Genomic DNA, 24061 nt, shown 5'->3' on the forward strand with positions numbered 1-24061 from the left:
TACCTCACTTAAGATGTGATTCCGCTGACCGGAAGGTGAGCGGTAGAAAAGGGATCGCGGCGTAAAAAACGTCCCTGACCAGCGCTGCCGGTAAAGGTGCCGTTATCAAAAATGACCCGGCCATGCGATAAGGTCTGGCGAATCGCGCCCTGGCAAATAAAGCCCTCCCAGGGTGAATAGTCGGCGTTGTCATGCAACATCTCATGGCGGATCGTGGTGGTGCGCTGCGGATCGATAATGACGACATCGCCGTCTGCGCCGGGCGCCAATCGTCCTTTTTTCGGCCACAGGCCAAATAGCTTCGCGGGAGTGGCGCTGGTGAGCGCGACGAAACGCTGCGCTGAAATCCGCCCGGTCATGACGCCGTGGGAAAACATGAGCAATAGGCGGTTTTCCACCCCCGGTAGGCCGTTCGGACAGCGGCTGAAATCGCCGCCGGAGAGCTGCTGGCGTTGGGCCATCGAGAAAGCGCAATGATCGGTCGCCACCACGTCGATCGCACCATCGGCGATACCGCACCACAGCGCATCATTGTTGCTGGCGTTGCGCAGCGGCGGGCTTAACAAATAACCCAGCGCGTCTTCGCGTTCATAGCAGCGGTCGTCAAGCAACAGATATTGCGGACAGGTTTCAATCCACACTGGCTGGCGCCGCCGCTGCGCGAGACGCAGATAATCCAGCCCCAGGCCGTTGGAGAGATGAACGATATACAGCGGCGCGTTGTCGGCGAGCTGGGCGAGATTGATCATTCGCGCGATAGCCTCCGCTTCACACTCCAGCGGGCGACTAAGGGCGTGGTAGCGCGGCGCGGTTTTGCCAGCCGCCAGAAATTCGGCCCGTTTACGGGCGATAGCGGCGTCGTTTTCCGGATGAACGGTGGTTAGCGCGCCAGCGCGATGGAGATGGCGCATCGCCTGAAGCACTTCATCATCGTTCAACTTATACTGGTAGGTCAGGTAAAGCTTGAAGCTGCTAATCCCGGCTTCAACCATCATTGGGATTTCATCGAGGATGGCATGGTTGATATGCTGGATAACGCCGTGAAAACTGTAGTCGATCACCGCTTTGTAGGCGGCATAGCCGTGATAGGCCTCTAGCTGGTGACGAAGGCGGCAGCCGGCGGGGCCGAAGCCCATATGGTCGACGATAGTGGTGGTACCGCCGCAGGCGGCGGCGCGGGTGCCGGTGAAGAAATCATCGCAGCTGCGGGCGTGCCCGGTATCGATATTAAAATGAGTATGAACATCAATGCCGCCGGGCATGACATAGCAACCTGCGGCATCGATAGTCTGGCAAGGTTCGGTTGGGGTTATCCGTTCGGCGAGCTGGCTGACCAGGCCGTTTTCAATCAGCAGATCCTGTTTTGCCTGGCCGTCGGCGTTGACCACGATGCCGTTTTTAATCAGTACGCGCATAAAAACTCCAGACTCCCGCCGACGCGCGGCGGGAGGAATAACCGTACAAACTTACTCTGTGGCCAGCCAGCTCAGCGGGATTGCGGCGTACATCGCGGCACAGGTCACCAGATGCTGTTTCCAGGTTTTTTCATTTGGCGCATGGGCTTCCGGCTCTTTACCTGGCCCGAAACCGATAACCGGGATGCCGTGACGGCCCATGATGGAAACGCCGTTGGTGGAGAAGGTCCATTTATCGACCACCGGCGCTTTACCGAACAGCCCTTCATAAGCGTTGCTGAGCGCGCGTACGGTGAAATGATCCTCTTCAACTTTCCAGGTCGGGAAGTAGCATTCCGTTGGATAAACCAGCCCGGTCCATGACGGGCGTTCATAGTTGTACATTGAGACCACGGCGCCAGCCTTCTGCACGGCAGGCAGGGCGCGGATCTCATCCAACGCGCCTTCCCAGGTTTCACCCCAGGTCAGACGGCGGTCGATAGAGACCGCGCAGCTGTCGGCAACCGCGCAGCGGCTTGGCGAGGTGAAGAAAATTTCTGAAACGGTGAGGGTGCCTTTACCCAGGAACTCATCATTGCCAAGGTTATGGGAGAGCTCCTGCAGTTCGTTAAGAATTGGACCCATTTTGAAGATGGCATTATCGCCACGCTCCGGCGCCGAGCCGTGGCAGCTTACTCCCTGGACATCAACGCGAATCTCCATACGCCCGCGCTGGCCGCGATAGATTTGGCAATCCGTTGGCTCGGTACTGACCACGAATTCCGGGCGAATGCCGGACTGTTCGATGATGTACTGCCAGCACAGACCGTCACAATCTTCCTCCTGAACGGTACCGGTCACCAGCAGGGTATATTCATCTTCCAGACCGAGGTCCTTGATGATTTTTCCAGCGTAGACCATCGACGCCATCCCGCCTTCCTGGTCGGACGCGCCGCGCCCGCCGATCAGCTCATCGGTTTCCATCCCCTGATAGGGGTCGAAGGTCCAGTTCTTGATGTTACCGATGCCAACGGTATCAATATGCGCGTCCATGGCGACCAGTCGCGGGCCGTGGCCGATATAGCCCAGCACGTTGCCCATCGGGTCAATCTCGACTTTATCGAAGCCGACTTTTTCCATCTCTTCTTTAATACGATGCACGACGCGTTTTTCGTCACAGCTTTCGCTGGGGATAGCGATCATATCGCGCAGGAAGCGGGTCATATCCTGCTGGTAGTGGTTTGCTTTTTCGACAATCAGTTTGAAAGGAATGTGCTTAGCCATGAATTAACTCTCCGGTCCTGGTTTCCCGCTTCGCGGGATGAATATGTTGAATAAGTTGAACGTTTATTGTGCTGCCGGCAGCTTGCCTTCCCAGACGACCTCGCGGTAATGCTGCACGTCGGTGTCGCCTTCGGTGCTGATGACCAGCACCACGGAGTGGCTATCGAGCCCCAGTTTGTTCATCAGCGCCTGGCGCTGCGGATGGAAGTGGACGGCGGCCAGCGTCCCGAGCCCGACGGCGCCGGATTCACCGGAGATAACCCGGTGGTCATTGCCGACAGGATTACCGAGTACGCGCATACCGAGGGCGGCAACGGCATCCTGGCAGGAGATAAATTGGGTGGCGCAGTTGCGCAGGATTTCCCAGCCCAGCGGGTTAGGTTCGCCGCAGGCCAGTCCTGCCATGATGGTGGCCATGTCGCCGCCGACGTTGACGATGTCGCCTTTTAACCCGGAGCGATAGATGCAGTCCGCCAGTTCAGGCTCCACGATCACCGAGTGCAAATCGCGGGCGCCGAAAACGTCGACCAGATAACCGAGCACGCCGCCAGCCATCGCGCCGACACCGGCCTGCAGGAAGACGTGGGTAGGGCGAGCAATGCCCATCGCCGCCATTTGTTCTACCGCTTCATCGGCGAGGGTGGCGTAACCTTGCATAATCCAGGTTGGAATTTTGGTGTAGCCTTCCCATGCGGTGTCCTGTACCACTTCCCAGCCGTTTTTATGTGCGGTTTGCATGGTAAAGCGCACGGTATCGTCGTAGTTCATATCGGTAACGATACATTCCGCGCCGAGGCGTAAAATGGCGTCCACGCGTTCCTGCGCTGAACCTTTCGGCATGTACACCACCGCGTTTTGCCCAAGCTGCTGGGCGGCCCAGGCGACGCCGCGCCCGTGGTTGCCGTCGGTGGTAGTGGCGAAAGTCATCTTCTCTTTGATGGTGGATTTCAGGGTCTCAAACGAGAAGGCGTTAATATCGAGATGGTATTTTTCACACAACAGTTGGGCGATGGCGTAGGCGCCGCCGAGCATTTTGAAGGCGTTGAGGCCAAAGCGCTGGGATTCATCTTTTACCAGGATGTTCTTTACGCCGAACAGCGTCGCCAGTTCCTTCAGGGCATACAGCGGCGTCGGTTGGTAACCGGCGATTTTTTGATGAAAATGGCGCGCCTGTTGTGCCTGCTGACGAGAGAACAGCGGCGAGGTTTCACCGGTAAAGAAACGGTTGTCGGCAATATCCATTTTCAGCGAAAAAGTAGACATATTCTGTCCTTATCCTTCTTTGGAGTCGGGGAAGCCGGCCCGCAGACCGGCTCGCGAGGTTATTTGATGCGTTTTTGCGCGTCCTGCAGCAGTTGCTCCAGCAACTGACCGGGTTTGGCATATTTGCGACAGAGGATCATGGCGGCGATGATGTACGGCTTCCAGCTGGCCTCTTTATAGGTGGCGATACGATATTTCTCGAACACCGCTTCGGTGACTTCGCCTTCCTCGCAGGAGACGCCGGTAATATCCGCCGGCAGGCAGTGCATATACAGCGCGTCACCGTCTTTGGTGTGCTTCATCATCTCTTCGGTACAGTGCCAGTCTTTGTGATTGGCGTTCTGGGCGAGACAGGCTTTTTCCAGCGCTTTCAGCCCGTCATGGTCGTTGGCGCGCAGTAGCTCGGTGCGTTGTTCCATCACTTTGTATGGCGCCCAGGATTTCGGGTAGACAATATCGGCGTCTTTAAAGGCTTCCGCCATATCGGTGACCTGACGGAAGCTGCCGCCGGAAGCCGCGGCGTTTTTCTTCGCCACTTCGATAACGTCCGGGATCAGATCGTAGCCCTCTGGATGGGCGAGGGTGACATCCATACCGAAGCGGGTCATCAGGCCGATGATTCCCTGCGGGACGGAAAGCGGTTTGCCGTAGCTTGGCGAGTAGGCCCAGGTCATGGCAATTTTTTTACCTTTCAGATTTTCCAGCGAGCCGAAGTGTTCACGCAGCCAGGCCAGATCGGCCATCGCCTGCGTCGGATGGTCGATGTCGCACTGCAGGTTTATTAATGCCGGGCGCTGCGGCAGTACGCCCTGTTTGTGGCCGTCATCCAGCGCTTCGCCGACTTCACGCATATAGGCGTTGCCGGCGCCGAGATACATATCGTCGCGAATACCGATAGCGTCTGCGCAGAAGGAGATCATATTGGCGGTTTCGCGCACCGTTTCACCGTGGGCTATCTGCGACTTACCTTCGTCGAGGTCCTGCTGCGCCAGGCCGAGCAGGTTTAACGCCGAGGCATAAGAGAAGCGGGTGCGGGTGGAGTTATCGCGAAAGACCGAAATACCCAGTCCGCTGTTAAAAACTTTGGTCGCGATGTTTTCCGCCCGTAACGTTTTCAGCGCTGCGGCGACATCCAGCACCTGCTTCAGCTCGTCCGGCGATTGCTCCCACGTCAGCAGGAAATCTTTTTCATGCAGGTTAGAGTTGAGCTTATTGATATCCTTGATCAGTTCGTTAACAGTTTTCATATTTCGATCCTGGTAGTGAATGACGGCTTATTGATTGCTGTGCAGTCGAAATGACATTGATGTAAGTGGCGACGGCCAGCGCTGTATTACCACTAACAATAAGCGTGCCAGTTATAATTCAGTCGCGGTGGGTGAGTGGAAAAGTCGGGAATTATGCGAGGCGGGTCACGAAAAATGGCTTGTAACGCTCAACTGATGGAAATGAAATTCATTTGCCAGTTGTCACGGTAAATTTACTTTGAGCCGTCAGACAAGCGTGGATATCGTTCTGCGACGGTGATTTCAACACCAAAATGATAATTTTGCCCTGCGGATTATCATATTGAGAGGAAAATGTGATACCTCTTCCATATTTTCTTTAAGCTGTAAAAAAGCGCAGGGTTGGCACCTTTTTTCAACCTGGGCGGCGGTAGTATGATAAACGCAGAATAAAAAGAGTCGATCTTCAGCATTTTCTTTCGGCTACTGATATTAAAAGGTCAATTATGATTCCCTCCAATTCGCTATCCGTTTTAATGCAGATTCAGCCAACGATTCAACGTTTTGCCCGCATGCTCTCCAGCGTGTTACAACTCGAAGTCGAGATTGTCGACAATACGCTGTGCCGGGTTGCCGGTACCGGCGCCTACGGTAAATTCCTGGGGCGAAAATTAAATACAGATTCGCGACTTTTACGTTACATAATAGAAACAAAAAAAGAAAAGGTCGTGACTCATTCGCGTTTTGATCCCTTGTGTAAAGACTGTACCAATAAAGAGAACTGTAAAGAAAAGGCATTTCTGGGTACCCCGGTGATTTATCAAGAACAGTGTGTCGGGGTTATTAGCCTGGTCGCCTTAACTCGCGAGCAGCAGGAGCGCATTAATGACAACCTTCACGAGTTCTCAGATTATGTACGTCATGTTTCTTCAATATTTGTCTCCCGCCTGTTAGAGGACCAGGGCGGGGGAGATAATATGCTTAAAATGTTTTCCACCATGATTGAAAACATGGATCAGGGCGTGCTGGTGGTTAGCCAGGATCAAAAAGTGAAATTTGCCAATCAGGCGGCGATGAAAATCCTTGGCGCGAATCATGGCAGTATGATTGGCAAAACTATTCATTTTCGTCCGCTGACTTTTGCGCAAAACTTTATTCGCGGTCACGTACAGCACGTCATTTCTTTTGATGATAAGAAAGAGCTTATTATCGGTCAGCTGCACGCTATTCAGGATCAATGGCTGTTCTTAATGGCCTTCCATCAGTCGCATTCGTCGGCCGATCTGGCGCCACCGCAGGATGGCCCGCAGATTGAACAGATGGTTGGCGAATGTCGGCCAATGCGTCAGCTGAAAAAACTGATTACCCGCGTGGCGCCAAGCCCGTCGAGCGTGATGATCGTCGGCGAAAGTGGAACCGGCAAAGAGGTGGTCGCTCGCGCGGTGCATAAGCTCAGCGACCGTCAGGCGAAGCCTTTCATCGCGATCAACTGCGCGGCCATCCCCGAACAGCTACTGGAGAGCGAACTCTTTGGTTACGTCAAAGGCGCATTTACCGGGGCCTCGGCCAACGGCAAGACCGGTCTGATTCAGGCGGCTAATCACGGCACGCTGTTTCTTGATGAAATCGGCGATATGCCATTAACCCTACAGGCCAAGCTGCTGCGGGCGATTGAATCGCGCGAAATTCAGCCGGTGGGCGCCAGCCATCCGGTGCCGGTCGATATCCGCATTATTTCGGCCACTAACCAAAACCTTGAGCAGTTCATTGCCGAAGGGAAATTCCGAGAAGATCTGTTCTATCGGCTTAATGTCATCCCACTACGCCTGCCGCCTTTGCGCGAGCGTCAGGATGATATCGAACTGCTGATTCACTATTTCCTGCATCTGCACACCCGTCGGCTGGAGCTGGTCTATCCCGGCGTGTCCCCGGAAGTCATCGCCTTACTGAAGAACTACCGCTGGCCGGGCAATATTCGCGAGCTGAGTAACTTGATGGAGTATCTGGTTAACGTGGTTCCCTCCGGCGAGGTGATTGATCTGTCGCTGCTGCCGCCAAATCTTATCAGCAGCGGCAAAGTCAACGAGCGCGAAAGCAGCCGGGCGGCGCCAGCCAGCGTTGCGAAAGAAGAAGAGGGGGGAACGGCGCTGGAGGAGATGGAAAAACAGATGATCCGCGATGCGCTGACGCGCTATAGCAATAAAAAGCAGGCCGCCGATGAGCTCGGTATCGGCATTGCGACGCTATATCGCAAAATTAAAAAGTATGAACTGGTCGGGGTCTGATAAGCCGTATCACTCTGAGAGCAACGTTTATCAAAATCGCCGATCGTTATTGATCTGGCAACGAAAACACCCCGATGTCCGGAAAAGAGAAAATCACTACCGATGATTTTCTCTTTTTTTACAGCTTTCAACTCCCTCTCCTCATGGCTTATGGGTTGTGCTTGCTCGCTTCAGTCGCCATTTTCTGTTCGTTTTTTCAGCAGGTGGCATTGTTCTTGCCTTTACCGTTTGCCGTCGGCTACTGCGATAGTCGGCAAACAAACATGATAAGGACAGGAATATGGTGCAGATAAATGAGAATCTCGCGACTCCGCCCGTTTCATCGTTGAGTCGTTTTTTTGCTAAGCCCCGCATTATTGCTAAACCTGGATTTAACCGCTGGTTGCTCCCTCCCGCGGCGCTGGCGGTGCATTTGTGCATTGGCATGGCCTACGGCTTTTCCGTCTACTGGCTGCCAATGTCGCAGCTGATTGGCGGCAGCGCGCCGCTGCAGTGTCCGGTCGATATGTCATTCTGGCAGCAACTGGTGACCCGCCAGTGCGACTGGAAAATTTCCCTGCTCGGCTGGACCTATACGCTGTTCTTCGTTTTTCTCGGCTGCTCCGCGGCGCTTTGGGGGAGCTGGCTGGAGAAGGTTGGCCCGCGTCTGGTGAGTTTTGTCGCCACCCTCTGCTGGTGTGGCGGCCTGGTGCTGGCGAGCGCGGCAATCTATTTTCATCAGCTGTGGCTACTGTGGTTGGGCGCCGGTGTGATTGGTGGCATTGGCCTGGGGCTTGGCTATATCTCGCCGGTCTCAACGCTGTTGCGCTGGTTCCCCGATAAGCGAGGGATGGCCGCGGGAATGGCGATCATGGGCTTCGGCGGCGGGGCGCTGGTGGGAGCGCCGCTGGCCAATTGGCTGATTAATTTTTTCGCCGATGGTCAGGGAAGTGGGGTATGGCAGAGCATTCTGGCGCTGGCGGTGATATATGCGCTGTTCATGCTCTGCGGCACTTTTGGTTACCGTCTGCCGCCTATGGGCTGGCATCCGGTCGGCGCGAAGGCGCAGCAAGCCATCAGCAAACAGCCAACCGTTCAGGTTCACGTCAGCGTCGCGTGGCGCACCCCGCAATTCTGGCTGCTGTGGCTGGTGCTGTGGCTCAACGTTACCGCCGGGATTGGCATTCTCGGCATGGCCTCGCCGATGCTGCAGGAGATTTTTGCCGGTAAGCTACTATCACTGGATCTGGGCTGGCAGGAACTTAATACAGAACAGCTGAAGCGCATCGCGACGATGGCGGCGGGATTTACCGGGCTGCTCAGCCTGTTTAATATTCTGGGGCGCTTTTTCTGGGCTTCTGTTTCCGATATGTGCGGCAGGAAAGCCACCTTCGCGCTGATCTTCTTTCTGGGAACCCTACTTTACGGCACGTTACCGTTGATTAACCACGGCGGCTACGTGGCGTTTTTTGTTTGTGCGCTCTGTGTGATTATTTCTATGTACGGCGGCGGTTTCGCGACCATCCCGGCGTATCTTGCCGACGTATTTGGCTCACAAATGGTTGGCGCGATTCATGGCCGTCTGCTGACTGCCTGGTCGGCGGCCGGGATCAGCGGCCCGGTGCTGGTCAACTATTTGCGCGAGTACCAGCTGGCGCAGGGGGTGGAACCCGCGAGAATTTATGACATCACGCTGCTGGCGTTGACTGGGTTGCTTATCATCGGCTTTATTTGTAATCAGCTGGTTCGGCCGATTCCGCAGAAATATGCCATGACCGCGGAGCAACAGCAGCAGGCGAGGGGCCTGTATACTATCAATAAAGACGCGCAGCTGAGCTGGGAACCTACGCCCGCGCCGCTGCTGCTGACGCTAAGCTGGCTGGCCGTCGGTATACCTTTGCTGTGGGGAATGGGTACCACCTTGCAACAAGCGGTGAAGTTCTTTATGTAGACCCACAGAGGCAAGCACCCAAAGGACAGGTTGGGTGCTTATTGCACAGCTATTACCAATAACGATTCCCATTCTGCGCTTCGGTGATAAACTAGCTAAATGTGATCTTTGTCATATCGTAATTACTACAGAGAAAAGAGACACTGCTATGCAACATATCATTGAGGGCTTCCTCAACTTCCAGAAAGAGATTTTCCCGCAACGCAAAGAGCTCTTCCGCAGCCTGGCGTCGAGCCAGAATCCAAAAGCGTTGTTCATCTCTTGTTCTGATAGCCGCCTGGTCCCGGAGCTGGTTACCCAGCAGGAGCCAGGGCAGCTGTTCGTTATTCGTAATGCCGGTAATATTGTGCCCTCTTTCGGGCCGGAGCCGGGCGGCGTGTCAGCCACCATTGAATATGCGGTTGTCGCCCTCGGTGTGACGGATATTGTCATCTGCGGCCACTCCAATTGCGGTGCGATGAAAGCCATCGCCACCTGCCAGTGTCTGGAACCAATGCCTGCCGTTTCCCACTGGTTGCGCTACTCCGACGCGGCGAAAGCGGTGGTTGAGAAGAAAACCTGGGCCAGCGAGACCGATAAAGTGAACGGTATGGTGCAGGAAAACGTTATTGCCCAGTTGAACAACATTAAAACGCATCCGTCGGTTGCGGTTGGCCTGCGTGACAAAACCCTGCGTCTGCACGGCTGGTTCTATGATATTGAAAGCGGCGATATTCGCGCGCTGGATAAAGACACCAAAACCTTCGTTTCACTGTCGGAAAACCCGGAAGTCTACTTCGAATAATATCCCCCAGGGCAAGGAAGCCCTGTGCATCGTAATAGATAATTCATGAGCCCATCTCATAGGTCTGTTCGTTTTTGCCTGGCTAATCAACCCCCTGCCAAGTTTCTATAATCTTTTTCTCCTGTCGATACTTTCCGTTTGGAGAACAAACGATGCAAAACCCATTGAACGCGCGCCAACAGGCGCTGATCCCGGTTGCCGCCCTGGCCGCCGAAGGCAATATCGCGGCGCTGGCCCATGCGCTGGATACCGCGCTGGACACCGGCCTGACGATAAATGAGTTAAAAGAGACGCTGGTGCAGCTGTACGCCTACTGCGGCTTTCCGCGTAGCCTGAATGCGCTCTCCTGCCTGATGAAGGTGATAACCGAGCGTCAGGTGCGAGGCGTTATTGATAACTAGGGGGCGACAGCGACCCCGTTACCGGAGAATTGGGATAGCCTGCAGGCCGGTAGCCGTAATCAGACACAGCTGGTCGGGCAAACGGTCAGCGGACCGCTATTTGAATTTGCGCCAGCTATCGACTGCTATCTGAAGGCGCATCTGTTTGGCGATATTTTCCAGCGTGACGTCCTGGATTGGCCGACGCGCGAGCTGGCGACGATCTCAATGCTGGCCGCACTATCGGGCGTGGAAAGCCAGCTGAAGAGCCATTACGCGATTAGCCTGCACAACGGCCTGACGGCGCAGCAGCTGCGTGGATTTATTGACGTGCTGGCGACAAAAGTCAGCGCCGAAATAGCGGAAAAGGCCTTGGCGGTGCTGGAGCAAGTGGCAGGTAGTTGAAGCATCGGTGGAGAGGACAACGACATTGTCTTCGCTGAAAAGCAGCGCGGCGCGCCAGAGATAAAGCCTGGCGCGTCACACTCGCACTATTATTTGCTCAGTTCGGCAGTCATATAGACGCGGTTATTGAACTGGGCGCTGGTAATTTTATAAGACGCGCCTTGCTCCGCAGCCTGGGCGGCAATTTTGGCTTCCGCACGGTCCAGGGTTGAAGCGGTTGCCGTTACGCTCTGGGCAAAAGCACCGAATGACATCAGGGACAGCACGGTAACTGCAGCAAAAGTTTTGATGGATTTCATGGTCATATTCCTTAAAGATTTTGTTTGGTGAGGAGCGCTGTTGCTCCGATGTGATAAGAATAGAACCAATGATGATTGTTTAAAATCGAAACAATTTGCCTGTCTTGTTCAAAATCACTGATGTTGTGTTTGATAGCGTAGTGGATACTCTGCAAGTGGATGGGGCAGGTTCATATTATGGCTGCCCTCAATCTCGGCAACGATGGTTTGATAACCGGCGATCCAGCGTTGCCCCTGAGCTTTGGCCTGCTGGTGTTGCAGATGGTTCATCATCATTTCCATAGACTGTCGGTCGCGCCAGTAGTAGTTGTTGATGATTCGGCCGCTGGCGGCATCATGATAGCTCTCCATACCGATAAATCCCTCCAGCGACTGGGTATAGCGCTCGATCTCGCCGTCCAGTTGATAAAAGTCATCGTCGTACTCTTTCTTCTCAAAGATAAAACTGGTTAAAAATAGTGACATTACCTGCTCCTGTGTCTGACTTTATAGGCTGATTAGCGTGGACTGGTGGCTCAAGCCGGGCATCATCTGCTCCAGCCCCCCGGTAAGCATGCGGCCGGCCTCATGCAGCGCTTCGAGCGGCATCTCTGGCAGGCTTTCCAGAATAAACCACATCTGTCGATCGCGAGCGCTCAGGCGGGTACGAACTCCCTGTCGCCAGTTCCAGCGGCGGCAGGTCACACCGCGATCGTCACGCCAAATGACTTCTCCCGGTTCCGGTGATTCAACGGCGGCTAAGCCTTCCTTCATCGTATCAAAGGGCTCAGAGCCGTCGGCGATGACCAGACGCGGCGCGCCGCAATAGGCGGCGATGTTCTCGCCGCCGACGGGAATGGCATACCGCAGACTGACGGCATTGTAGAGGTCAACGACCGGGTCAATTGCCGGCATGGCGCCATCGCGAAGTACGCGTTTACGCAACGCCTCTGCGGAACAGGGCGTACGTTTCGGTTTAGCGCCAAACGCTTTGAATACCGTAGACCATGCCGCGAGATGGTCCTCCGCCCATGCGGGCTCTCCGGCTAATACTGCCTGACAGGCTGACGCCAGCGCGGCTTCACCGATAGAAGCATCACTTAGCGGCGCAGCGTTGACGGTAATACTCAGTGCCCGAAACCCAGGAGCGATCCCGGCTAACTGTGGGCTAATTGACGGTAATGGGTGAGACATTGCATAATCCTGTAATGACTGATTTAGAGCATAATATCGACCGATGAATGATAAAGTCAATATAACGACCGATAACGGTAACGATCTAAGCCGCATTAATGAGGCGGTATCGCGGCGTATTAAGCAGTTTCGACGCGAAAAGAAGATCTCTCTCGACGAGCTTTCCCGTCGCGCCGGCGTCAGTAAAGGGATGCTGGTGGATATCGAAGGGTGTAGGGCGAATCCCAGTATCGCACTGTTGTGCAAAATCGCTGCGGCGATGGGGGTGTCGGTGGCGGAGTTTGTCAACGTTGCCAGTGAGCCGATGGTTCATCTTATCGACCGTGATGCGATTCCGGTATTATGGCGCGGCGAGCAGGGCGGCAGCGCCAGGCTGCTGGCCGGCACCAGCGGACCGGATATGCTTGAACTCTGGCAGTGGCGGATGTTGCCTGGCGAATCGTTCCGTTCACCGGGGCATCCGGCCGACACCTGGGAACTGCTATACGTGACCGAGGGAGAACTCACCCTTACGGTGAATAATGACCCATATCAGGTGGCTGAAGGGTGTTCTGCGGTAGCACGTACCGATGTGCCACATGAATATTGTAATGTTAGCGAGTTACCCGTCGTCTTTACCATGACGGTGTATGAGAAAGGGCGCTGACGCGGACTCTGGCGTAATGCTGGCTTCACCACTACGCTGAATAATTCACGCCCTGGATAGATATAGCCTCCAGGGGAACGCGGTGAGCCAGAGGAAGCCTTATGAGTGAAGTCAAAATTGTTGCCACGCTGACCCCCCATCCTGAATATATCGACACCATCAGAAATGCGGCATTAGCCATGGTGCCGCCGACGCACAGAGAAGCAGGGTGCCTGCAATATGACCTGCACGAAAGCCGGGAGATCCCTGATGTCAGGCAGCTTTCCCGGCAAGGAAAGATCTCATTTGTGTTTATTGAGCGTTGGCGCTCGGAAGACGATCTAAAACAGCACGTTGCGATGCCGTATCATGACGATTTTCTGGCGATTCTGGAGGGGAAACTGGAGAGTATTCAGGTACAGCGACTGATGTCGTTATAGATAAAAGCAAGAGGAAAGAAGAGAAGTGCGCACCAAATCAATAATGATTGAAATGGTGCGTCCGAGTGGACTCGAACCACCGACCCCCACCATGTCAAGGTGGTGCTCTAACCAACTGAGCTACGGACGCATATGGTGCGTTTAATTGGACTCGAACCAACGACCCCCACCATGTCAAGGTGGTGCTCTAACCAACTGAGCTATGAACGCAATGTTGTGGTGACAACGGGGACGCATATTAACGGCAGGGAGGCCGTGTGGCAAGAGGCAAACGTCACTTTTCTTGCAGAATAGACGCGTTTGCAGAACTTTTATCCATATCGCCCATATTTTACTGATGATAAAGGATATTTCTTCAACAATGTCCTGCTCCGTTGCGTTTTTCTGCCCGGATTGGCAGGGGAGACGCTCACCGACTTTATGCTAGAGTGTGCGGCAAATAAACGACGGAGCGCAGTAATGAAAGCAATTGGCATTTTTTGTGGTTCTTCTACCGGGGAAAACCCGATTTATCAGGTTTACGCGCAACAGGTTGGCAAGGCGCTGGCGCAAGCCGGGGTGGAGCTTGTGTATGGCGGCGGTAAAGTAGGACTCATGGGCGCCGTGGCAGATGCTGCAATAAAACACGGCGGGCGGGTCATTGGCGTGATGCCGCGCGGGCTGGTGGAGCGTGAGATTGCGCATAGCGGATTAAGCGAGCTGCATGTCGTTGAGAATATGCATGAGCGCAAAAACAAAATGTCGCTGCTGGCGGACGGCTTCATTGCCATGCCGGGTGGAGCCGGAACGCTGGAAGAGATTTTTGAACAGTGGACCTGGGCGCAGCTCGGTATTCATGAAAAGCCCTGTGCTTTCCTGAACGTGAACGGCTATTACAACCCGCTGCAGGCGATGGCGGAAAAAATGGCCGCCGAAGGGTTTATGCATCGCCGCTATGCTGAGATGCTGACTTTTAGCGATGATGTACAGGAGATTTTAACCGCATTCCATCGCTATACGCCGCCGCAGCGCAAATGGCTTGCGAAGTAGCGCTATTAAAGGGCAAACCGTTTTAACGGCTTGCCCTTTTCTTTAGCGTTTCTGGTTAACGCGCGGCGCGCTGCAGGATCACGCTTGACGGCTGACGTTGCAGGAAGCGCATGCGCAGCATCATCATGATGGCAGCGGAGGTCAGGCCGATGATAAAGCCGCACCAGAAACCCGCAGGCCCCATCCGTGGCACCACAATATCCGTCAGCGCCAGCAGATAACCGCTTGGCAGGCCAAGTACCCAGTAAGCGGTGAAGGTAATAAAGAAGATCGACCGCGTATCTTTATAACCGCGCAGAATACCGCTGCCGATCACCTGAATGGAGTCGGAAATCTGATAAATCGCCGCCAGCAGCATCAGCTGTGAGGCCAGTAGCACCACCTCAGGGTTATCGTTGTACAGCAGAGCAATCTGCTTACGCATCAGGATCGTGAAAATCGCGGTGATCATTGCCATGCAGACGCCCACGCCGACCCCGGTACGCGCGGAGGTCTGGGCATCCAGCGTCGAGCCCTGGCCGAGACGAAAACCAACGCGGATTGTTACCGCCGCCGCCAGCGAGAGCGGAAGAACGAACATCAGCGAACTGAAGTTAAGGGCGATTTGATGCCCTGCGACATCGATAATCCCCAATGGCGAAACCAGCAGCGCCACAACCGCGAACAGCGTGACTTCAAAAAACAGCGCCAGCGCGATTGGCAACCCCAGCTGTACCAGCCGTTTTAATACCGAAAAATCAGGTTTACTGAAACGCTCAGCGCAGCGGATATCGCGCATTGAGCGCGCGCGGCGCACCCAGGTCAGCATGCTGGCAAACATGACCCAGTAGACCGAGGCGGTCGCGACCCCGCAGCCGATGCCGCCAAGTTCCGGCATACCGAAATGACCATAGATAAAAATGTAGTTCACTGGAATGTTGACCAGCAGGCCGATAAAACCCATCACCATCCCGGGCTTAGTTTTTGCCAGCCCTTCGCACTGGTTACGCGCGACCTGGAAGAACAGATAGCCTGGCGCGCCCCATAGCAGCGCACGCAGATACCCCACCGCTTTGTCGGCAAGCTGTGGGTCGATGTTGTGCATCGAGCTGATGATATAGCCTGCGTTCCACAGCACCACCATCACCAGTACGGAGACAAAGCCCGCCAGCCAAAAGCCCTGGCGTACCTGCTGGGCGATACGATCGCGGCGACCGGAGCCATTAAGTTGGGCGATAACCGGCGTTAGCGCCAGCAGCAGACCGTGGCCAAACAGGATGGCAGGTAGCCAGATCGAGGTGCCGATAGCCACGGCGGCCATATCGGTTGCGCTGTAGCCGCCGGCCATCACCGTATCGACAAAGCCCATCGCCGTCTGGGCGACCTGCGCCAGAATGACCGGGATAGCCAATGCTAATAACTGACGCGCTTCTATAAAGTACTTCTGCACGTGAACACCTTTATATTGTTGTTATTTTGAGACTAAAAAAGCCGCCTTAAATGGCAGCAAGAAGAAAAAACAGGAGGAATTTCCAGTCTATTGTAGCGAGGATTAGCCATTAAGCCAGTGAAAAAATGGTGGGGGCACGATGCGCGCTGGCAACCTGTTTGGCCAACTGTTATTGTTCCGCGTATATATAACGGTAATGATACCGTCACGATTCTCAACAGGAGCAAAGTATGTTTACTGGTATTGTACAGGGGACTGCGAAAGTGGTGTCCATCGATGAGAAACCGAATTTCCGCACCCACGTGGTGGAGCTGCCGGCGCATATGCTCGATGGCCTGGAGACCGGTGCTTCGGTGGCGCACAATGGCTGTTGCCTGACCGTTACCGAAATTGACGGCCCGCGAATCAGCTTTGACTTGATGAAAGAGACGCTGCGTATCACTAATCTTGGCGCTATCCATGAAGGCGATATGGTCAACGTCGAGCGAGCAGCGAAATTCAGTGATGAAATCGGCGGCCATTTGATGTCCGGCCATATTATGACCACCGCCGAAGTCGTTAAAATCCTCACCTCGGAAAACAATCGCCAGATTTGGTTTAAGGTACAGGACCCGGCGCTGATGAAATATATCCTGTATAAAGGGTTCATTGGCGTGGACGGTATTAGCCTGACGGTTGGTGAAGTGACCCCGACTCGTTTCTGCGTGCATCTTATTCCGGAAACGCTGCAGCGCACCACGCTTGGGGTGAAAAAACTCGGCGATAAAGTAAATATCGAAATCGATCCGCAAACTCAGGCGGTGGTGGATACCGTGGAACGCGTGCTGGCGGCAAAAGAAGCGGCGCAAAAAAGCGCGGAAGAATAATAAAAAAGCCCCCGCAGAAATACATTTCTACGGGGGCTTTTTTTAGCGAGTCTAGCGGGCTACGCGCAGGCCATGTTCAACACCGCGCGAGAAGACGACTTGCCAGAGCTGAATGTCGCGGGCGCGGAAAGCACCCGCGCAGGCATTCAGGTAATAGGTAAACATGCGTTTGAAACGGTCTGAATAGTTATCGGCAATATCCGGCCAACTGGCAAGAAAACGCTCGTACCAGGCCATCAAGGTGGTGTCATAATCGGCACCAAAGTTATGCCAATCTTCCATCACAAAATGCTTCTCGCTGGCATCGGCGATATGGCGTACCGACGGCAGGCAACCGTTAGGGAATATATATTTATTAATCCACGGGTCGACGTTGTGATCGGTAATCTTTGAACCAATGGTGTGTAGCAGAAAACGACCGTTTGGTTTTAAATTACGATCGACAACTTCAAAATAAGTGGCGTAATTTTTAGGCCCAACGTGCTCGAACATCCCGACGGAGACGATACGGTCAAAACTTTCGTGAAGATCGCGATAGTCCTGCAGCAGAATATTGACATCTAATCCTGCACAGCGCTCCTGTGCCATTTTTTGTTGTTCGGCCGAAATGGTCACGCCCGTCACACTGACGTTATAGTTTTTGGCCATGTAATAGGCCAGTCCGCCCCAACCGCAACCGATATCCAGCACTTTCATTCCTGGCTCAAGCTGCAGTTTGCGACAGATAAGATCTAATTTATCCTGCTGCGCCTGTTCCAGATTTTCGGCCTCTTTCCAGTATCCGCAGGAATATTGCATATAGGGATCGAGCATGCGGTGGAAAAGGTCGTTGCCTAAATCGTAGTGTTCTTTACCAACAATCCAGGCGCGTTTTTTGCTTTGCAGATTAAACAGGCGAGCGCCAGCGATACGTAGCGTATCTTTGAAGTGGTGGGGGAGTTGCTTATCCAGCCCGGCGCGCAATACCTTGTGAAAGAATATATCCAGGCGTTCGCATTCCCACCAGCCGTCCATATAGCTTTCGCCTAATCCGAGAGACCCTTCTTGTAACACGCGTTTAAAAAAGAGCGGGTTTTTTACCCGGATATCGGAGGGTGCGGAACCATTGATCTCAATTCCGGCACGGCCCAATAATTCAGCTGCAATCCGGTACCAATCATCGTTTGGTACACTTACTTCTTCTATACACGATGAACTCATAGCTTCTCCATCACGCCCAAGTGATCAGAACCTTAAAACAGCGTAGACGCTTTTTTGGCTTTGTGAGAAATCTCACGAAAAAATCGTGAGGGTGCTATCCGACGTAGAACAGAGGAAGGGAGATAACCCTTGCCGAAAGGCCTTCCATGGTGAAACGGGCTGCTTCCTGCCCCCGTTAATATCTAAAAAACTTTCTATTTATGTGATGCCGGATCCAGTATAGGCCGCTAAAAACCGCCTTTCAATAAAAATATATTAGCAGGCTAATTACTGGTCCGGGAGATGCTTTAAAAAATCATCAAGCGTGAGACGATTCGTTCACTAACTGCACGCGTCGTTGCTGCATCCAGAAACCGATGCCTGCCAGAACGATGGAAATCAGCATCACGCTGGTGGTGGTCAGAAGCGGAGTGGCGATAAGGCTTGAGACCAGCAGGCTTGCCAGGAAACAGAGGCCAAGCTGCAGCGTATTCTGCAGAGCGGCGGCGCGCCCGGTTGCCTGTGGAAAAGGTTTCAGCGCCTGGGCGACGACGATAGGGTAAATCCCGCCATTCACAATCGCCATGATGCAAAACGGAACCATTAGCGCAACCAGTGACGGATGATTCTGTATCCCGGCAAGCCAGGTCGCCGCCACGCTCAGCGCAAAAACAACCAGCAGCCAGGGCAGCATCTGATGACCCTGCCATTTTTGCAGCGCCGCGCGGCAGCCGTAACCGCCGATCAGGAAGGCGATAGTTTGCGGCACGTAGCTAAGACCAATCACCGTTGGGCCATAGCCCATTTCATGGAGGATAAACGGCGAACCGGTGAGCCAGGCGAAGAAGCTGGCGGAACACGCCGCATAAATGAGCACGTTACCGCTATATTCACGTGAACGCAGCAGGGACATAAAGGTAAGTTTCTGCTGGGTTTCGCCAGCAGGTTTGACGACCGCCTTCAGACGAAAAGCCGGCAGCATCAACAGTAAGGTGATAGCGAACAGGGTGGCGAAGATAGCCTGCCATTCCAGATGAACTAACAGCCAGCTGCCGAGTAACGGCGCCAGCGCCGGAGAGAGCCCGACCAGCGGCATGATCGTTGCGAAAATGCGGTTGGTGCGCTGGGCCGGATAGTAGTCGGTCACCATCGCCTGCCAGGTCACCGCGGCGGCGCATACGCCGATCGCCTGGACAAAACGCAGTACCAGCATCAGCGTCGCGTCGCGTACCCACAGCATCCCAAGGCAGCCAAGAGCGAAGATAGCCAGCCCGGCGAGCAGAATCGGTTTCCGGCCATAGCGGTCCGACAGTGGCCCCCAGAACAACTGGCCGAGCGCGAAGCCAGCGAGGAATAAGCTCAGGCTGGCGCTAACCGATGCGGCAGAAGTGTTGAGGTCTTGCTGAATGGCGGCAAAGGCCGGTAGATACATGTCGGTGGCCAGAAAGCCAAGCACGCTCAGGCCGCCCAGCCACACTAAAAATCCTTTCCCAGGTTGTTGCATAACGTTCTCTTTCTACTGATGCAGGTACGATGCCGCAGAGTGTAGGGAGTGTAATCCGCCTTGTGAAACGCTATTATTTGTCACATGCATTCAAAAATTTTGCAGGCAGAATATGTGGTCTGAATATTCCTTAGAAGTGGTTGATGCTGTAGCGCGTAACGGGAGTTTCAGCGCCGCGGCGCAGGAGCTACACCGCGTACCTTCGGCGGTGAGCTATACGGTGCGACAGCTGGAGGAGTGGCTGGCGGTTCCGCTTTTTGAACGTCGCCATCGTGATGTTGAATTGACCCCCGCCGGGCACTGGTTTTTGCAGGAAGGGCGTTCTGTTATCAAAAAAATGCAGATCACCCGCCAGCAGTGCCAGCAAATTGCTAACGGCTGGCGCGGCCAGCTGTCCATTGCGGTGGACGATATCGTTAAACCGGCGCGGATGCGCCAGATGATCGTTGATTTTTATCGCCATTTTAGCGATGTCGAACTGATCGTTTTTCAGGAAGTTTTCAACGGCGTCTGGGATGCGTTAGCCGATGGGCGGGTAGAACTCGCTATCGGCGCGACGCGTTCGATACCGGTGGGAGGGCGTTACGCTTTTCGCGATATGGGGATGCTGAACTGGCACTGTGTCGTCGCCAGCAGTCATCCGCTGGCACAGATGGAAGGGCCGCTCAGTGATGACGTGTTGCGCAACTGGCCGTCCCTGGTGCGCGAAGATACCTCACGCTCGCTGCCGAAGCGCACAACCTGGCTGCTGGATAACCAGAAGCGGGTGGTGGTGCCAGATTGGGAATCTTCAGCCACCTGTCTTTCGGCAGGATTGTGCGTCGGGATGGTGCCAGGCCATTTCGCCCGCCCGCATATCGATAGCGGGGAGTGGACGGCCTTGACGCTGGAAAACCCATTCCCGGATGCCGCCTGCTGCTTGACCTGGCAACAAAGCGATGCTTCACCCGCTTTAAGCTGGCTGCTTGACTATCTTGGCGACAGCGAAACGTTGAATCGGGAGTGGTTGCGGGCGCCGGAATAACCGGCGCCGGAGGAAGGTGTTAGCGGCGATAATCGACGAACGGGCCGTCGGCTACCGAGCGGCGCTCGATAAGACGTGGATGCACCTCGATGGACTGCGACTCTTCGCGTTTATTAACGATACGATCGAGCAGCATATTGAATGCCGCTTCCCCGAGCGAGTCCTTCGGCTGGTGAATGGTGGTCAGCGCCGGGCTGAAGTAGCGGGCGTTACGCACGTTATCATACCCGATCAGCGAAATGTCCTGCGGCACGCGCAGGCCCATTTCGTCGGCGGCGCAGATAGCGCCCATCGCCATGATGTCGCCGCCGCAGAACACGGCGGTTGGGCGATGCTGCTGATTAAGGATCTGCTGCATGGCGCGGTAGCCGGATTCCGGTTCAAAGTCACCCTGAACAATCCAGTTTTCCGGCACATTGATATGCGCTTCTTTCATCGCCTGCATGAAGCCGGCAAGGCGCCCGGCGCCAGTGTTGCGCTCAAGCGGGCCCGGAATAACGCCAATTTCACGATGGCCGCGTTCAATCAGGTAACGGCCGGCAATGTAGCCGCCTTCAAAGGCATTATCAATAACCGAGTCGGTAAAGTCCGCTTTGGCTTCGCCCCAGTCCATCACCACCATCGGAATATGACGATACTCTTCAAGCATACTGAGTACGGACTCCGGGTACTCGGAACACATCACCAGCAGGCCGTCAACGCGCTTTTGCGCCATCATCGACAAGTAGGCGCGCTGTTTTTCCGGATCGTTCCAGGCGTTGCCCAGAATCAGGGTATAGCCTTTCTGGAAGCAGCTCTTTTCTACGGATTCGATAATTTCAGCGAAATAGGCCGCTTCGCTGCTGGTGGCCAGCAGACCGATCGATTTAGTGTGATTGACTTTCAGGCTGCGAGCCACGGCGCTTGGCGAATAGTGGAGTTCTTTAATTGCCGCCCACACCGCATTGCGCGTCTCTTCCGCCACGAAACGGGTTTTGTTAATCACATGTGATACAGTTGTAGTGGAAACGTTTGCGCGTTTCGCTACATCTTTAATAGTTGCCATTACTTCTCACTCCAGACCTTGACCTGATCGTCTGATTATCGATACGTAAACGTTTGCCTATACACACCCTGTATACAATGCTCAACATTGCAACACCTGGGAAAACGACACAGAACGACAGGAAGGGGTCAATGGCCGATACGCTTTCAAATTAGCGTGGGATTTTGTCCTATCTCGCGGCAAAGGGGAAGAGCAAAAATGTGCATCACTCTAAATCCGGGAAGATTTTTGCATATTTTTGTGCAAAAATGAGCAAGCTCACTTTCTATGTGGGGATAATCAGGGGAGAAAATTGATGGACACAAATTTAAAGTTTTCGCTGACAACGACGGTTATTGTTTTGGGTCTGATCGTCGCCGCCGCGTTGACCGCGGTACTGCACTGATTCCAGCAGGGAGGGGGCTTCCCCTCCCATCCCGCCATTATTAGCAAATCTGCAAAAATCTTTTGTCATTTCGTTTACTTCTGTTTTTCTGTGATTGATGTCATGCTTTTGGCTTCTGATGTAATGCCGTGTCCTGAATCGGCCTGATGGAGTCTCTGAATGAAAATCAACTTTCCCTTACTCGCGTTGGCGATCGGTGCCTTTGGTATCGGTACCACCGAGTTTTCCCCGATGGGATTACTGCCGGTTATCGCCAAAGGCGTCGATGTTTCTATTCCGGCCGCGGGGATGCTGATTAGCGCCTATGCCATTGGCGTGATGGTCGGCGCGCCGTTAATGACGTTGCTGCTATCGCATCGCGCTCGCCGCAATGCATTGATCTTCCTGATGGGGATCTTCACCCTCGGCAACGTGCTCTCTTCTATTGCGCCAGATTACACGACGCTACTGCTGTCGCGTATTATCACCAGCCTCAATCATGGCGCGTTCTTCGGCCTTGGCTCAGTCGTTGCCGCAAGCGTGGTGCCAAAACACAAACAGGCCAGCGCGGTCGCGACCATGTTTATGGGGCTGACCATTGCCAATATCGGCGGCGTACCGGCTGCCACCTGGCTTGGCGAAACCATCGGTTGGCGAATGTCTTTCCTCGCCACGGCGGGTCTGGGGTTAATTGCGATGGTCAGTCTGTGGTTCTCCCTGCCGAAGGGTAGCGCCGGCGAGCGTCCGAACGTGAAGCGCGAGCTGTCGGTGTTGATGCGTCCTCAGGTACTCTCTGCGCTGTTGACTACCGTGCTGGGCGCCGGGGCGATGTTCACGCTGTATACCTATATTTCTCCGGTACTGCATACCATCACCCACGCTTCACCGCTGTTTGTTACCGCCATGCTGGTGTTGATCGGCGTCGGTTTCTCGCTTGGCAACTATCTGGGTGGTAAATTTGCCGACCGTTCAGTCTCCGGAACGCTGAAAGGGTTCCTGTTGTTACTGATTGCCATCATGTTGGCCATTCCGTTGCTGGCGCAATCGCAACTGGGTGCTGCCGTCAGCATGGTCGTTTGGGGCGCGGCAACCTTCGCGGTGGTTCCACCGCTGCAGATGCGGGTAATGCGCGTGGCGCACGAAGCGCCGGGCCTGTCATCGTCGGTTAACATTGGCGCTTTCAATCTCGGTAATGCGTTGGGTGCGGCGGCGGGCGGCGCGGTGATATCCGGCGGTCTCGGTTATGCTTTTGTGCCGGTGATGGGGGCGATTATTGCCGGGCTGGCATTAGCGGTGGTGCTGTTTGGCGGGCGTTCACAACCAGAAGAAGCATTAGCGAATAACTAAGTCGCACTAAGAAAAAACCGCAGCGGGGTAACCCCGCTGCGGTTTTATTTTATGCTGCCAGGTTGGCGGCAACAAATTTCCAGTTTACCAGCGCCCAGAAGTGTTCCAGATAATTTGGACGGGCATTGCGGTAGTCGATGTAGTAGGCGTGTTCCCAGACATCAACGGTCAACAGCGGCGTCGCATCGGTAGTCAGCGGAGTGCCGGCGTTGCTGGTGGAGACGATAGCCAGGCTGCCGTCAGCGTTTTTAACAAGCCAGGTCCAGCCTGCGCCGAAGTTTTTCGCCGCGGCATCGGTGAATTTCGCTTTAAAATCAGCGAAGCTACCGAAAGATTTGTTAATCGCTGCGGCCAGTTCGCCTTCCGGCTCACCGCCGGCGTTCGGCGCCAGGCAGTTCCAGTAGAAAGTGTGGTTCCAGACCTGCGCTGCGTTGTTGAAGACGCCGCCTTCAGAAGAGCGAACGATCTCTTCCAGAGATTTGCCTTCAAAAGCAGTGCCTTTGATCAGGTTGTTGAGGTTGGTCACGTAGGCCTGGTGATGTTTACCGTAATGGTATTCCAGGGTTTCTGCGGAAATGTGCGGCGCCAGGGCGTCTTTTGCATATGGTAATGCAGGTAATTCGAACGACATTGCTACTCTCCTTATAACTTTTTGTTTTTTCTCACATTAATTAGGTGAATGTTCACCTGAATATCGTATTTACTGTGTAACGCTGTCGCGAGTGTTACATGTTATTGTGTTGAGAATGTTAACATTTGCTGAAGTCAGTTAAAAGACTTACAACA

General features: G+C 54.3%; 22 protein-coding genes, 2 tRNA genes and 1 pseudogene. 11 read left to right on the forward strand and 14 right to left on the reverse strand.

What is annotated here, in order from left to right:
- Positions 1-8: 8 nt before the first annotated feature.
- The 4 genes from hydA to ygeW all read right to left on the reverse strand — a co-directional run bounded on the left by hydA (position 9) and on the right by ygeW (position 5188).
- Positions 9-1415, reverse strand: a complete 1407-nt coding sequence (hydA, locus tag ABLV08_RS00055) for a dihydropyrimidinase (protein WP_213200251.1) — start codon at positions 1413-1415, stop codon at positions 9-11.
- A gap of 51 nt (positions 1416-1466) precedes the next feature.
- The gene (locus tag ABLV08_RS00060) at positions 1467-2678 is read right to left on the reverse strand and encodes a YgeY family selenium metabolism-linked hydrolase (protein WP_015705213.1); all 1212 of its coding nucleotides are present in this window, start codon (positions 2676-2678) and stop codon (positions 1467-1469) included.
- A 63-nt stretch (positions 2679-2741) separates the two neighbouring features.
- The gene (gene dpaL / locus ABLV08_RS00065) at positions 2742-3941 is read right to left on the reverse strand and encodes a diaminopropionate ammonia-lyase (protein WP_348855395.1); all 1200 of its coding nucleotides are present in this window, start codon (positions 3939-3941) and stop codon (positions 2742-2744) included.
- Between the two features lie 59 nt (positions 3942-4000).
- A complete protein-coding gene (gene ygeW, locus ABLV08_RS00070; RefSeq protein WP_015366901.1) occupies positions 4001-5188 on the reverse strand; it encodes a knotted carbamoyltransferase YgeW in 1188 nt (395 codons plus the stop codon).
- 485 nt (positions 5189-5673) lie between these two features.
- Here ygeW and ABLV08_RS00075 point away from each other — a divergent pair, with 485 nt between their 5' ends.
- From ABLV08_RS00075 to ABLV08_RS00090, 4 genes and pseudogenes are all read left to right on the forward strand, one after another.
- Complete coding sequence (locus ABLV08_RS00075; RefSeq protein ID WP_015366900.1) at positions 5674-7452, forward strand: sigma-54-dependent Fis family transcriptional regulator; 1779 nt, start codon at positions 5674-5676, stop codon at positions 7450-7452.
- 280 nt (positions 7453-7732) lie between these two features.
- Positions 7733-9382, forward strand: a complete 1650-nt coding sequence (locus tag ABLV08_RS00080; protein ID WP_348855398.1) for an OFA family MFS transporter — start codon at positions 7733-7735, stop codon at positions 9380-9382.
- A 148-nt stretch (positions 9383-9530) separates the two neighbouring features.
- Positions 9531-10166, forward strand: a complete 636-nt coding sequence (locus ABLV08_RS00085; RefSeq protein ID WP_015366898.1) for a carbonic anhydrase — start codon at positions 9531-9533, stop codon at positions 10164-10166.
- A 110-nt stretch (positions 10167-10276) separates the two neighbouring features.
- Positions 10277-10951 (forward strand): annotated as a pseudogene (locus tag ABLV08_RS00090) (carboxymuconolactone decarboxylase family protein).
- 89 nt (positions 10952-11040) lie between these two features.
- On the opposite strand, the gene ABLV08_RS00095 reads toward ABLV08_RS00090, so the two are convergent.
- The 3 genes from ABLV08_RS00095 to ABLV08_RS00105 form a co-directional block, all read right to left on the reverse strand.
- A complete protein-coding gene (locus ABLV08_RS00095) occupies positions 11041-11250 on the reverse strand; it encodes a YdgH/BhsA/McbA-like domain containing protein (RefSeq protein ID WP_015366896.1) in 210 nt (69 codons plus the stop codon).
- 114 nt (positions 11251-11364) lie between these two features.
- Positions 11365-11715 carry a hypothetical protein gene (locus ABLV08_RS00100; RefSeq protein ID WP_045366850.1) on the reverse strand — a complete coding sequence of 117 codons (351 nt, stop codon included), beginning with the start codon at positions 11713-11715 and terminating at the stop codon, positions 11365-11367.
- A 21-nt stretch (positions 11716-11736) separates the two neighbouring features.
- The gene (locus ABLV08_RS00105) at positions 11737-12423 is read right to left on the reverse strand and encodes a B3/4 domain-containing protein (RefSeq protein WP_015366894.1); all 687 of its coding nucleotides are present in this window, start codon (positions 12421-12423) and stop codon (positions 11737-11739) included.
- A 43-nt stretch (positions 12424-12466) separates the two neighbouring features.
- Here ABLV08_RS00105 and ABLV08_RS00110 point away from each other — a divergent pair, with 43 nt between their 5' ends.
- Together ABLV08_RS00110 and ABLV08_RS00115 are read left to right on the forward strand one after the other, a co-directional pair.
- Positions 12467-13069, forward strand: coding sequence for a cupin domain-containing protein (locus tag ABLV08_RS00110; protein ID WP_045388362.1), 603 nt, complete (start codon positions 12467-12469; stop codon positions 13067-13069).
- A 101-nt stretch (positions 13070-13170) separates the two neighbouring features.
- On the forward strand, positions 13171-13488 hold the full coding sequence (locus ABLV08_RS00115; RefSeq protein ID WP_015705218.1) for a putative quinol monooxygenase: 318 nt from the start codon (positions 13171-13173) through the stop codon (positions 13486-13488).
- Positions 13489-13541: 53 nt separating this feature from the next.
- Here the strand turns inward: ABLV08_RS00115 and ABLV08_RS00120 are convergent.
- Both ABLV08_RS00120 and ABLV08_RS00125 read right to left on the reverse strand, forming a co-directional pair.
- Positions 13542-13618, reverse strand: a tRNA-Val gene (locus tag ABLV08_RS00120).
- Positions 13619-13621: 3 nt separating this feature from the next.
- Positions 13622-13698: transfer RNA gene (locus ABLV08_RS00125), tRNA-Val, on the reverse strand.
- Positions 13699-13947: 249 nt separating this feature from the next.
- Between ABLV08_RS00125 and ABLV08_RS00130 the strand changes: the two genes are divergently transcribed.
- The gene (locus tag ABLV08_RS00130) at positions 13948-14517 is read left to right on the forward strand and encodes a TIGR00730 family Rossman fold protein (protein WP_125992022.1); all 570 of its coding nucleotides are present in this window, start codon (positions 13948-13950) and stop codon (positions 14515-14517) included.
- A gap of 55 nt (positions 14518-14572) precedes the next feature.
- Here the strand turns inward: ABLV08_RS00130 and mdtK are convergent, their stop codons facing one another.
- The gene (mdtK, locus tag ABLV08_RS00135; protein ID WP_015366890.1) at positions 14573-15946 is read right to left on the reverse strand and encodes an MdtK family multidrug efflux MATE transporter; all 1374 of its coding nucleotides are present in this window, start codon (positions 15944-15946) and stop codon (positions 14573-14575) included.
- Positions 15947-16176: 230 nt separating this feature from the next.
- On the opposite strand from mdtK, the gene ABLV08_RS00140 reads away from it, so the two are divergent.
- The gene (locus tag ABLV08_RS00140) at positions 16177-16812 is read left to right on the forward strand and encodes a riboflavin synthase (RefSeq protein ID WP_015366888.1); all 636 of its coding nucleotides are present in this window, start codon (positions 16177-16179) and stop codon (positions 16810-16812) included.
- 51 nt (positions 16813-16863) lie between these two features.
- Here ABLV08_RS00140 and cfa read toward each other — a convergent pair whose 3' ends face one another.
- On the reverse strand, positions 16864-18012 hold the full coding sequence (gene cfa, locus ABLV08_RS00145) for a cyclopropane fatty acyl phospholipid synthase (protein ID WP_015705219.1): 1149 nt from the start codon (positions 18010-18012) through the stop codon (positions 16864-16866).
- Between the two features lie 298 nt (positions 18013-18310).
- Positions 18311-19495 (reverse strand): purine nucleoside transporter PunC, encoded by a 1185-nt coding sequence (punC, locus tag ABLV08_RS00150; protein ID WP_048228701.1) that lies wholly within the window; start codon positions 19493-19495, stop codon positions 18311-18313.
- A 112-nt stretch (positions 19496-19607) separates the two neighbouring features.
- On the opposite strand from punC, the gene punR reads away from it, so the two are divergent.
- A complete protein-coding gene (gene punR, locus ABLV08_RS00155) occupies positions 19608-20519 on the forward strand; it encodes a DNA-binding transcriptional activator PunR (RefSeq protein WP_015366885.1) in 912 nt (303 codons plus the stop codon).
- A 19-nt stretch (positions 20520-20538) separates the two neighbouring features.
- Here punR and purR read toward each other — a convergent pair whose 3' ends face one another.
- On the reverse strand, positions 20539-21564 hold the full coding sequence (purR, locus tag ABLV08_RS00160) for an HTH-type transcriptional repressor PurR (RefSeq protein WP_015366884.1): 1026 nt from the start codon (positions 21562-21564) through the stop codon (positions 20539-20541).
- Positions 21565-21859: 295 nt separating this feature from the next.
- Here purR and ABLV08_RS00165 point away from each other — a divergent pair, with 295 nt between their 5' ends.
- Both ABLV08_RS00165 and ABLV08_RS00170 read left to right on the forward strand, forming a co-directional pair.
- Positions 21860-21949 carry a YnhF family membrane protein gene (locus tag ABLV08_RS00165; protein ID WP_032705726.1) on the forward strand — a complete coding sequence of 30 codons (90 nt, stop codon included), beginning with the start codon at positions 21860-21862 and terminating at the stop codon, positions 21947-21949.
- A 159-nt stretch (positions 21950-22108) separates the two neighbouring features.
- Positions 22109-23275 carry an MFS transporter gene (locus ABLV08_RS00170; RefSeq protein ID WP_020079003.1) on the forward strand — a complete coding sequence of 389 codons (1167 nt, stop codon included), beginning with the start codon at positions 22109-22111 and terminating at the stop codon, positions 23273-23275.
- Between the two features lie 49 nt (positions 23276-23324).
- On the opposite strand, the gene sodB is transcribed toward ABLV08_RS00170, so the two are convergent.
- Positions 23325-23906 carry a superoxide dismutase [Fe] gene (sodB, locus tag ABLV08_RS00175; protein WP_015366881.1) on the reverse strand — a complete coding sequence of 194 codons (582 nt, stop codon included), beginning with the start codon at positions 23904-23906 and terminating at the stop codon, positions 23325-23327.
- Positions 23907-24061 lie beyond the last annotated feature (155 nt).

This window comes from Klebsiella sp. CN_Kp088, from assembly GCF_040064335.1.
Classification (GTDB): domain Bacteria; phylum Pseudomonadota; class Gammaproteobacteria; order Enterobacterales; family Enterobacteriaceae; genus Klebsiella; species Klebsiella aerogenes.